Below are 6,700 nucleotides of genomic sequence, written 5' to 3'. Positions count from 1 at the left end.
ACGTATGTTCACTCAGAGACTTGGTATTCATTTATTGTCCGAAGACATTAAGAATCCATGTCACTTTGAGTGCCCACACAGATTGTCTGATAAATTGTTAAAGAGCAGTGCAACGCGGCGTTAAGCTCACCGTTGCGAGGTGGCGTATATTACGCTTTCCTCTTTCAGAGTCAACCCGTTATTTCAGGATTTTTTCTCTTCAACCGACCGGGTTGTTTGTGAAGTGATTCACATCCGCCGTGTCGATGGAGGCGCATTATAGGGGGCCGCCGAGGAATGACAAGCGGAAAAATGCATTTTTATTTCAACCGCTCATCTTTTCGCCAAAAAGGCTATTTTTGGTGCTTTTTAATCTCTTTTGGCAGATCGGCCAGACTATTAATCACCCAATCCGCTGCATTTTCTGCTTCTTGCGTTACTGGCTTACCGGTGCGGACTAATATTTTGGTCCCTACACCCGCTGCTGCTGCTGCCTGCATATCTTCCAGTTTATCGCCCACCATATAAGAAGCAGACATATCAATGTGCAGGAACTCCTGCGCAGAGATGAACATCCCCGGATGCGGCTTACGGCAATCACAGGTCTGGCGATACGCTTCAACCGTTCCCTGCGGGTGGTGCGGACAATAATAGATGCCGTCGAGATCCACGCCGCGGTCGGCCAGCGACCAGTCCATCCATTCCGTCAGCGTCTCGAACTGCGCTTCGGTGAATTTACCGCGTGCAATACCGGACTGGTTCGTTACAACTACCAGCGCATAACCCATCTCTTTCAGCTGGCGCATGGCATCTATTACGCCATCGATAAACTCGAACTCATCAATCTCATGGACATAACCGTGATCCACATTAATAGTGCCGTCACGATCGAGAAAAATTGCGGGTACTGATTTTGCCACCGGTTTGCTCCTGAAAAAGGCATGTTCGACTAGTATCTCATGAATCGCAGCGCAATAAAGTGCTCATCGTACAGAGTTGGATTGATTTAGACGTCTGGATGCCTTAACATCCGTTTTGTTTACGGTCATCACCCGTATCTGGCAGAAGAAAATGCCACGGCTAACTTACATACGATAAAAATAATCTAATGATTAAACTTTCCAATATCACCAAAGTGTTCCAGCAGGGGAACCGAACCATTCAGGCGCTGAACAACGTCAGTCTGCATGTTCCTGCTGGTCAAATTTATGGCGTCATTGGCGCATCGGGTGCAGGTAAAAGCACGCTGATCCGTTGTGTTAACCTGCTTGAGCGCCCAACCCAGGGCAGCGTAGAAGTTGGCGGCCAGGAACTTACCGCCCTTTCAGAAAAAGAACTCACTAAAGCGCGTCGTCAGATTGGCATGATTTTCCAGCACTTTAACCTGCTGGCCTCCCGCACCGTGTTCGGCAACGTTGCCTTACCGCTTGAGCTGGATAACACGCCGAAAGAAGAAGTGAAGCGTCGCGTCACCGAGCTGCTCGACCTCGTGGGTCTGGGCGATAAACATGATAGCTACCCGGCAAATCTGTCCGGTGGGCAAAAACAGCGTGTGGCCATTGCCCGCGCGCTGGCAAGCAATCCTAAGGTACTGCTGTGTGATGAAGCCACCAGCGCACTGGATCCGGCCACCACGCGTTCGATTCTGGAACTGCTGAAAGACATTAACCGTCGCCTGGGCCTGACGATCCTCCTTATTACGCACGAGATGGACGTGGTGAAACGCATCTGCGACTGCGTGGCGGTCATCAGCAATGGTGAACTGATCGAGCAGGACACGGTAAGTGAAGTGTTCTCGCATCCGAAGACGCCGCTGGCACAGCAGTTCATCCAGTCCACCCTGCATCTGGATATTCCGGAAGATTATCTGGAGCGTTTGAAAACCGAACCCACCGCAGACAGCGTCCCGATGCTGCGCATGGAGTTCACCGGTCAGTCCGTTGACGCTCCCCTGCTTTCCGAAACCGCGCGTCGCTTTAACGTGAACAACAACATCATCAGCGCGCAGATGGATTACGCCGGTGGCGTGAAGTTCGGCATCATGCTGACAGAAATGCACGGCACACAAGAAGAAACCCAGGCCGCGATTGCCTGGCTGCAAGAACACCATGTAAAAGTAGAGGTACTGGGTTATGTCTGAGCCGATGATGTGGCTGCTGGTTCGCGGCGTTTGGGAAACGCTGGCAATGACCTTTGTCTCTGGCTTCTTTGGCTTTGTGATTGGCCTGCCGGTCGGCGTATTGCTGTACGTGACGCGTCCGGGTCAAATCATTGAGAACGCGAAACTGTACCGTACGCTCTCTGCGCTGGTGAACATCTTCCGTTCTATCCCCTTCATTATTCTGCTGGTGTGGATGATTCCGTTTACCCGCGTGATCGTCGGAACGTCTATCGGTCTACAGGCGGCCATCGTTCCACTGACCGTGGGGGCTGCGCCGTTTATCGCCCGTATGGTGGAAAACGCCCTGCTGGAAATTCCAACCGGTTTGATCGAAGCTTCCCGCGCGATGGGTGCAACACCGATGCAGATCGTGCGCAAAGTCCTGCTCCCGGAAGCACTGCCAGGCCTGGTGAATGCGGCAACCATCACGCTCATCACCCTGGTCGGTTATTCGGCAATGGGTGGTGCAGTTGGCGCGGGCGGTTTAGGTCAGATTGGTTACCAGTACGGCTATATTGGATATAACGCTACCGTGATGAATACCGTTCTGGTATTGCTGGTTGTTCTGGTTTACTTAATCCAGTTCTCTGGCGATCGCATCGTCCGGACCGTTACTCACAAATAACGTTACACACAACACAAACTCTACGAGTTAAGGATAAAACATGGCGTTTAAATTAAAGACCTTTGCAGCAGTAGGCGCGCTGATCGGCTCTCTGGCACTGGTGGGTTGCGGTCAGGACGAAAAGGATCCAAACCACATTAAAGTGGGTGTTATCGTGGGTGCAGAACAGCAGGTTGCGGAAGTTGCTCAGAAAGTGGCAAAAGAGAAGTATGGCCTGGACGTTGAGCTGGTGACCTTCAACGATTACGTTCTGCCGAACGAAGCGCTGAGCAAAGGCGATATCGACGCGAACGCCTTCCAGCATAAGCCATACCTGGACCAGCAGATCAAAGATCGTGGCTATAAACTGGTAGGTGTCGGTAACACCTTCGTTTATCCAATTGCCGGTTACTCTAAGAAAATTAAATCGCTGGACGAACTGCAGCCGGGCTCTCAGGTAGCCGTGCCTAACGACCCAACCAACCTTGGTCGTTCCCTGCTGCTGCTGCAGAAAGTGGGTCTGATCAAACTGAAAGACGGTGTTGGCCTGCTGCCAACCGTTCTGGATGTCACCGAGAACCCGAAAAATCTGAAAATTGTTGAACTGGAAGCGCCTCAGCTGCCACGTTCTCTGGACGATGCCCAGATTGCCCTGGCCGTTATCAACACCACTTACGCCAGCCAGATTGGCCTGACGCCAGCCAAAGACGGTATCTTCGTTGAAGATAAAGATTCCCCGTACGTTAACCTGATCGTGACTCGCGAAGACAATAAAGACGCGGAAAACGTGAAGAAATTCGTTCAGGCTTATCAGTCTGATGAAGTTTACCAGGAAGCCAACAAAGTGTTTAACGGTGGCGCTGTTAAAGGCTGGTAATCTCACCTCAGTGTAATATCATCAGGACGGGCTTATGCCCGTCTTGTCATTTGTGCAGTCAACTGATTCAATATCTGACGTTTTGATTATCCATTGAGGAAATATTATGCGTGCTTTACCGATCTGTCTTTTAGCACTCATGCTGAGCGGCTGTTCAATGCTAAGCAGATCTCCCGTTGAACCCGTTCAAAGCACGGCAACCCCGCCAAAAACAGAGCCTGCGAAACCAAAAGTGGTTCGCCCTGCGCCAGTTCGCATTATCACGAAAGCGGACGAACTCGTCGGTAAACCGTTCCGTGAACTGGGCGAAGTAAGCGGCGATTCCTGTCAGGCGACCAATCAGGACTCACCACCGAATATTCCGACAGCGCGTAAACGCATGCAGATCAATGCCGCAAAAATGAAAGCTAACGCGGTCCTGCTGCACAGCTGCGAAGTCACCAGCGGCACGCCGGGTTGCTACCGTCAGGCGGTTTGCATCGGTTCTGCGTTGAACATCACGGCGAAATGAGTGCATTTCAGTTCGAGCAGATAGGCGTTATCCACTCTCCCTATAAAGAGAAGTTCGCCGTCCCCCGCCAGCCCGGTCTTGTCACCAGCGGACGCGGTGAGCTTCACCTGATTGCGCCTTACAATCTGGCCGATGCGGTACGCGGGCTCGAGGCTTTCAGCCATTTATGGGTGGTATTCGTGTTTCACCAGACGATGGAAGGCGGCTGGCGTCCTACCGTGCGCCCTCCTCGTCTTGGTGGAAATGCGAGAATGGGCGTGTTTGCAACGCGCTCGACCTTCCGCCCAAATCCGGTTGGCATGTCGCTGGTTGAACTGAAAGGCATACGCTGCCAGAAAGATCGGGTGATACTGGAGTTAGGTAGCCTGGATCTGGTCGACGGCACGCCGGTTATCGACATCAAACCCTATTTGCCCTTCGCCGAAGCCCTCCCGGACGCCCGTGCAAGTTATGCTCAGGACGCACCGCAGGCGGACATGCCTGTTTATTTTACGCCTGAGATAACCGCGCAGCTCGGTCAACTGGAGAAACGCTATCCTCGCTTACGGGATTTCATCACCGAAGTTCTGGCACAGGACCCGCGGCCGGCCTACCGTAAAGAAGAGGAAGCAGGAAAATCATACGCCGTCTGGCTGATTGATTTTAACGTTCGCTGGCGCGTCACCGGGGCAGGTTTTGAAGTGTTTGCCCTTGAACCCAGGTAATTTTGTTCTCCTCTCTTTTGGCATCTTTGCCACACTGGTAAACTAAACCACTTTTTTTGTGTCAGGCTGGTGTTTCAGCCTGTTCCAATCGTCGAAATGGAACCGTAACAACATGCGTACTAGCCAATATCTGCTCTCCACTCTGAAGGAGACGCCTGCCGACGCCGAAGTGATCAGCCATCAGCTGATGCTGCGCGCCGGGATGATCCGCAAGCTGGCCTCCGGGTTATACACCTGGCTGCCGACCGGCGTGCGCGTCCTGAAAAAAGTCGAAAACATCGTGCGTGAAGAGATGAACAACGCCGGTGCTATCGAGGTGTCCATGCCTGTGGTTCAGCCCGCTGACCTGTGGCAGGAGAGTGGCCGTTGGGAACAATATGGCCCAGAACTGCTGCGCTTCGTCGATCGCGGCGAGCGTCCGTTCGTTCTCGGCCCAACGCATGAAGAAGTCATTACCGACCTGATTCGTAATGAGCTGAGCTCTTACAAACAGCTGCCGCTGAACTTTTTCCAGATCCAGACCAAGTTCCGTGACGAAGTTCGCCCACGCTTCGGCGTCATGCGCTCTCGCGAATTCCTGATGAAAGATGCCTACTCTTTCCATACCTCTCAGGAATCCCTGCAAGAGACATACGACGCAATGTACGCGGCATACAGCAAAATCTTCTCCCGCATGGGTCTGGATTTCCGTGCTGTGCAGGCTGATACCGGCTCCATCGGCGGTAGCGCATCCCATGAGTTCCAGGTACTGGCGCAGAGCGGTGAAGACGATGTGATCTTCTCTGACTCTTCAGACTACGCGGCGAACATCGAATTTGCAGAAGCGCTGGCACCAAAAGAACCACGTGCTGCTGCAACGCAAGAGATGACGCTGGTTGATACGCCAAACGCGAAAACCATCGTCGAGCTGGTTGAGCAGTTCAACCTGCCAGTTGAAAAAACCGTTAAGACCCTGCTGGTGAAATCCACCGAAGGGAGCGCTTACCCGCTGGTTGCCCTGCTGGTGCGTGGCGATCACGAGCTGAACGAAGTGAAAGCCGAGAAGCTGCCGCAGGTAGCCAGCCCGCTGACATTCGCGACGGAAGCGGAAATCCGCGCCGTGGTGAATGCGGGTCCAGGTTCTCTCGGTCCGGTGAATATGCCGGTTCCTGTTGTTATTGACCGCACGGTAGCCGCGATGAGCGACTTCTCCGCCGGTGCGAACATCGACGGTAAACACTACTTCGGCATCAACTGGGATCGCGACGTGGCGACGCCGGAAGTGGCTGACATCCGCAACGTGGTAGCAGGCGACCCAAGCCCGGATGGCCAGGGTACCCTGATGATCAAGCGCGGTATCGAAGTGGGTCACATCTTCCAGCTGGGCGATAAATACTCGCGCGCGCTGAACGCCGCCGTTCAGGGTGAAGATGGCCGTAACCAGATCCTGACCATGGGTTGCTACGGGATCGGGGTGACGCGCGTGGTAGCTGCCGCCATTGAGCAGAACTACGACGAGCGCGGCATCGTCTGGCCGGACAATATCGCGCCGTTCCAGGTCGCTATTCTGCCAATGAACATGCACAAGTCTTACCGCGTGCAGGAGCTGGCCGAGAAGCTGTATGCCGAGCTGCGCGCTCAGGGTATCGAAGTGCTGATGGATGACCGTAAAGAGCGTCCGGGCGTGATGTTTGCCGATATGGAACTGATCGGTATCCCACACACCGTCGTTATCGGCGACCGTAACCTCGACAGCGACGAGATTGAATACAAATACCGTCGCAGCGGCGAAAAACAGATGATCAAGACCGGCGACATTCTTGATTACCTGGTGAAAGCCATCAAAGGCTAAACAAAAAACCCCGCTCAGGCGGGGTTTTTTAAT

7 protein-coding genes are annotated in these 6,700 nt (G+C 53.3%); 6 read left to right on the top strand and 1 reads right to left on the bottom strand.

Going from position 1 to position 6,700, the window contains the following annotated elements:
- Positions 1-332: 332 nt before the first annotated feature.
- On the bottom strand, positions 333-899 hold the full coding sequence (gmhB, locus tag AC0TN7_RS12180; protein ID WP_024907539.1) for a D-glycero-beta-D-manno-heptose 1,7-bisphosphate 7-phosphatase: 567 nt from the start codon (positions 897-899) through the stop codon (positions 333-335).
- Between the two features lie 188 nt (positions 900-1,087).
- Here gmhB and metN point away from each other — a divergent pair, with 188 nt between their 5' ends.
- The 6 genes from metN (at position 1,088) to proS (ending at position 6,667) form a co-directional block, all read left to right on the top strand.
- Positions 1,088-2,119, top strand: coding sequence for a methionine ABC transporter ATP-binding protein MetN (gene metN, locus AC0TN7_RS12175; RefSeq protein WP_023334590.1), 1,032 nt, complete (start codon positions 1,088-1,090; stop codon positions 2,117-2,119).
- Positions 2,112-2,765: a methionine ABC transporter permease MetI gene (locus AC0TN7_RS12170; protein WP_014168730.1), complete on the top strand. Its 654-nt coding sequence runs from the start codon at positions 2,112-2,114 to the stop codon at positions 2,763-2,765. Before metN ends, AC0TN7_RS12170 begins: the two co-directional genes overlap by 8 nt.
- A gap of 40 nt (positions 2,766-2,805) precedes the next feature.
- Positions 2,806-3,621: a methionine ABC transporter substrate-binding lipoprotein MetQ gene (gene metQ / locus AC0TN7_RS12165; RefSeq protein ID WP_014168729.1), complete on the top strand. Its 816-nt coding sequence runs from the start codon at positions 2,806-2,808 to the stop codon at positions 3,619-3,621.
- Between the two features lie 106 nt (positions 3,622-3,727).
- The gene (gene rcsF / locus AC0TN7_RS12160; RefSeq protein ID WP_032649711.1) at positions 3,728-4,132 is read left to right on the top strand and encodes an Rcs stress response system protein RcsF; all 405 of its coding nucleotides are present in this window, start codon (positions 3,728-3,730) and stop codon (positions 4,130-4,132) included.
- A complete protein-coding gene (gene tsaA, locus AC0TN7_RS12155) occupies positions 4,129-4,836 on the top strand; it encodes a tRNA (N6-threonylcarbamoyladenosine(37)-N6)-methyltransferase TrmO (protein ID WP_463726591.1) in 708 nt (235 codons plus the stop codon). The genes rcsF and tsaA overlap by 4 nt, the downstream gene beginning before the upstream one ends.
- A gap of 112 nt (positions 4,837-4,948) precedes the next feature.
- The gene (gene proS, locus AC0TN7_RS12150) at positions 4,949-6,667 is read left to right on the top strand and encodes a proline--tRNA ligase (protein WP_463726590.1); all 1,719 of its coding nucleotides are present in this window, start codon (positions 4,949-4,951) and stop codon (positions 6,665-6,667) included.
- Positions 6,668-6,700 lie beyond the last annotated feature (33 nt).

It is taken from the genome of Enterobacter sp. PL_is511 (assembly GCF_055816065.1).
The sequence above is the reverse complement of the archived record's forward strand: the minus strand, read 5'-3'. Positions and strand labels throughout refer to the sequence as shown.

Coding starts and splice junctions, on each gene's coding strand:
- metN (WP_023334590.1), top strand. CDS start 1,088: ATGATTAAACTTTCCAATATCACCAAAGTGTTCCAGCAGGGGAACCGA.
- AC0TN7_RS12170 (WP_014168730.1), top strand. CDS start 2,112: ATGTCTGAGCCGATGATGTGGCTGCTGGTTCGCGGCGTTTGGGAAACG.
- metQ (WP_014168729.1), top strand. CDS start 2,806: ATGGCGTTTAAATTAAAGACCTTTGCAGCAGTAGGCGCGCTGATCGGC.
- tsaA (WP_463726591.1), top strand. CDS start 4,129: ATGAGTGCATTTCAGTTCGAGCAGATAGGCGTTATCCACTCTCCCTAT.
- proS (WP_463726590.1), top strand. CDS start 4,949: ATGCGTACTAGCCAATATCTGCTCTCCACTCTGAAGGAGACGCCTGCC.
- rcsF (WP_032649711.1), top strand. CDS start 3,728: ATGCGTGCTTTACCGATCTGTCTTTTAGCACTCATGCTGAGCGGCTGT.